This window comes from Phyllobacterium sp. P5_D12 (genome assembly GCF_054049495.1).
This window is the reverse complement of record NZ_JBFUMG010000470.1, coordinates 1-3,493: the sequence shown is the minus strand read 5'-3', so window position 1 is coordinate 3,493 and position 3,493 is coordinate 1. Positions and strand designations below refer to the sequence as shown.

The 3,493-nt window shown below is 58.2% G+C and carries 4 protein-coding genes and 1 tRNA gene; 3 read left to right on the top strand and 2 right to left on the bottom strand.

Annotation, left to right across the window (positions count from 1 at the left end; genetic code table 11):
• Positions 1–5: 5 nt before the first annotated feature.
• Both ACXJ5O_RS21965 and ACXJ5O_RS21960 read right to left on the bottom strand, forming a co-directional pair.
• Positions 6–81 (bottom strand) — tRNA-Ala (locus ACXJ5O_RS21965).
• A 161-nt stretch (positions 82–242) separates the two neighbouring features.
• Positions 243–626: a TIGR02300 family protein gene (locus tag ACXJ5O_RS21960; RefSeq protein ID WP_114429811.1), complete on the bottom strand. Its 384-nt coding sequence runs from the start codon at positions 624–626 to the stop codon at positions 243–245.
• Between the two features lie 243 nt (positions 627–869).
• Here ACXJ5O_RS21960 and aroA point away from each other — a divergent pair, with 243 nt between their 5' ends.
• The 3 genes from aroA to cmk all read left to right on the top strand — a co-directional run.
• Complete coding sequence (gene aroA / locus ACXJ5O_RS21955) at positions 870–2,219, top strand: 3-phosphoshikimate 1-carboxyvinyltransferase (protein WP_457301743.1); 1,350 nt, start codon at positions 870–872, stop codon at positions 2,217–2,219.
• A gap of 21 nt (positions 2,220–2,240) precedes the next feature.
• Positions 2,241–2,567 (top strand): hypothetical protein, encoded by a 327-nt coding sequence (locus ACXJ5O_RS21950; protein ID WP_457301742.1) that lies wholly within the window; start codon positions 2,241–2,243, stop codon positions 2,565–2,567.
• A gap of 317 nt (positions 2,568–2,884) precedes the next feature.
• The coding region (cmk, locus tag ACXJ5O_RS21945; protein WP_457301744.1) for a (d)CMP kinase at positions 2,885–3,493 on the top strand (609 nt) is incomplete at its 3' end.

Genomic DNA, 3,493 nt, shown 5'->3' with positions numbered 1-3,493 from the left:
GGTTATGGTGGATCCAAGCGGGATCGAACCGCYGACCTCYTGCATGCCATGCARGCGCTCTCCCAGCTGAGCTATGGCCCCATTCAAAATGGCCGTTTAGGCCACCGGATGATCCGGTAAACTGTCGAGCAAGGTCTGGAGCCTTGCCTCTTGCTTTCGCAAAGATGGCGGTACTTATCGCCCGCCGTCCGGAAGATCAAGTCCTGTTCACCGGATATTTTCGGTGAACAGGATAATCAAAATCAATTCTCGTCGTCGTCGCCGATGCCGCCACCAAGAATATCGGTGACATCGTCATCCTCATCTTCTTCGTCGGTCGCGAGGAACGTGTCGTCATCGTCGGCATCCTCGACCTCGACATCGTCATCACCGATATCCGGAACGTCGTCGCCCTCGGCGTCTGCTTCTTCAAGCGCAACGAATTCCGGCTTCTCGAGAGCAACGTCGAGTTCTTCCGTCTCGACCTCTTCCTCTTCTTCGCGCGCGGACGAAGCGGTGGAATCGAAATAGCTGAGCGGATAGCTCTTGCCCGTATAGGGCGAAACGATCGGATCGCGATTCAGATCGTAAAATTTCTGCCCGGTCTCCGGGTCAACTCGCTTGGTGCCAAGTTTTGGATTCGCCACGTTTTGCCTCGTCTTGCTGCGCTCGCCTGCGACCGGCTGGTATCAGGACCCTATTGGCCCCAACCGTTCATGCCGATACTCATCAAAAATGAATTTGCGGTCCATAAACGCAATTCGACGCATTTGTCAAAGCGAAAAAAGCTTGTGTCAATCATTGAATTTGCAAGATGACCGTACTGGCAAGCTGTGTTAGTAGGATGCCCGCATCCCAATGACCTTCTTTTATCGCGATTGATCCTCCCCATGTCCCATTCCGCGCCGCCAAAACCCGCCACTGCCCGCCGCTCACAAGCTCTCTCCGGCGATATCCGTATTCCCGGCGACAAATCGATTTCGCACCGCTCCTTCATGTTTGGCGGGCTCGCTTCCGGCGAAACACGCATCACCGGCCTGCTCGAAGGCGAGGACGTCATCAATACGGGCCGCGCCATGCAGGCGATGGGCGCGAAAATCGCCAAGGAAGGCGATGTCTGGGTCATTCAGGGAACCGGCAATGGCTGCCTGCTTGCGCCGGAAGCGCCGCTCGATTTCGGTAATGCGGGCACCGGTGCGCGCCTGACCATGGGGTTGGTTGGCACATATGCCATAGAGACCACCTTCGTGGGCGATGCTTCATTGTCGAAGCGGCCGATGGGCCGCGTGCTCAATCCCTTGCGCGAAATGGGAGTCCAGGTGTCCGCCGCGGAAGGCGACCGTATGCCGCTGACGCTACGCGGTCCGAAAGTCGCAGCGCCGATCACCTACCGCGTGCCAATGGCCTCAGCACAGGTGAAATCCGCCGTGCTACTTGCCGGGCTCAACACGCCGGGCATTACAACGGTCGTCGAACCGGTCATGACGCGCGATCATACGGAAAAGATGCTGCAAGGATTCGGCGCCAACCTTTCCGTAGAGGCCGACAGGGATAATGTGCGCCATATCCGCATCGAGGGTCAGGGCAAGCTGACCGGCCAGACCATCGACGTACCGGGTGATCCGTCGTCCACGGCTTTTCCGCTGGTTGCGGCCATCATCGTGCCTGGCTCAGATATCACCATTCGCAATGTGTTGATGAACCCGACGCGCACCGGGCTTATCCTGACGCTGCAGGAGATGGGCGCTGACATAGAGATACTCAATGCGCGCCTGGCCGGCGGCGAGGATGTCGCGGATTTGCGCGTTCGCGCCTCCGAACTTAAGGGCGTCCATGTGCCTGCGAGCCGCGCGCCATCGATGATTGACGAATATCCCGTCCTTGCAGTCGCGGCCTGCTTTGCCACTGGCGAGACGGTGATGAACGGGCTCGAAGAGCTGCGCGTCAAGGAATCCGATCGGCTTTCGGCTGTTGCCAACGGGCTCAAGGCTAATGGCGCCGACTGCACCGAGGGTCATGACACTTTGACCGTTCGTGGCCGCCCGGATGGCAAGGGGCTTGGCGGCGGCAGTGTCGAAACCCATCTCGACCATCGCATCGCAATGAGCTTTCTCGTCCTCGGCCTCGCCGCCGAAAAGCCCGTCACAATCGACGATTCGACCATGATCGTTACCAGCTTTCCGGAATTCATGGACATGATGACGGGAATGGGTGCGGAGATTTCCGAACTCGAAATCTGAAAACGAGCAAGAAAATCAGCGATGACCGAGCTCATATCGCGTCTCCCCGTATATTTCCTGTATGCCATGTCCAGCGTGCCCTTCCTTGTCTGGGCGGGACGAAGCGCCTATAGCGGCACGGTCGCGAGCACGGCGCCCGCACCATGGCCGGGTATAACCAGCACGATATTTCGCGTCCTTCTTCCTTTGACGGTCATCTTCCTCTATGCGTGGAATGTCTCGGCCGCTGCGGAGGCGGCGAATACGAGCGAGTGGGTACCATTCCAGTTTCTGCTGCTACCACCGGCACTTGGATCGATCGCCGGATACGGTATTGGTTATTTCATGGGCAAGAGAAGGATCATCTGATGTTTTTCCTGCTGACGTCATTTACCGTCGTTGCCATCCCCCATGTGATCGAACGGTTCGGTCTGCGAGTTCGCTTTGGCCTGTTTGCGCTGCTGTTCTGGCTGTTCGTCTTCCAGTTCGTGTTGATCTTCAGCATCGACGCGCTGCTGCAGAATTTTGCAACTTCCATGCCCGACTGGCTGGAATCCATGTTGACGACGCTCGGTGGCTTTGCCTTCGTCACAATCGGGATAACGCCTATCATCACCCTCGTGTTGGCTGCGGCGTACCTCCTCTTTGCGCTCGGACAATGGCTGTTCGACAAGGATGAGAAGGATCTGCCAACACCGCAGACGCATTTTACGGTCGCGATCGATGGTCCCGCGGCTTCCGGCAAGGGAACGCTCGCCCGCAGGATTGCAGAGGCTTACGGTTTTCATCACCTGGACACTGGCCTAACCTATCGCGCCGTCGCCAAGGTTTTGATGGATCAGAACATGCCGCTGGACGATGAATTTCTCGCTGAAAAGGCGGCACGCAGCGTCGATCTGACGAAGCTTGATCGCGCAGTACTGTCCGCCCACGCTGTCGGCGAGGCGGCATCAAAGGTTGCGGTCATGCCGGCTGTGCGCCGTGCACTCGTTGCCATGCAGCACAGTTTCGCCGAGCGCCCGCCCGGCGCTGTACTCGACGGACGCGATATCGGTACGGTGGTCTGCCCCGATGCGCCGGTGAAGCTCTACATCACAGCGTCGCCCGAGGCACGCGCCAGAAGACGCTATGATGAAATCAAGTCCAATGGCGGCGGCGCCAATTATGAGGAGATTCTCGCGGATCTCACGCGCCGCGATGCCCGCGATATGGGGCGCACCGATTCGCCGTTAAAGCCCGCTGCCGACGCGCACTTGCTAGATACGACGGAAATGGATATAGAGACCGCGTTTCTT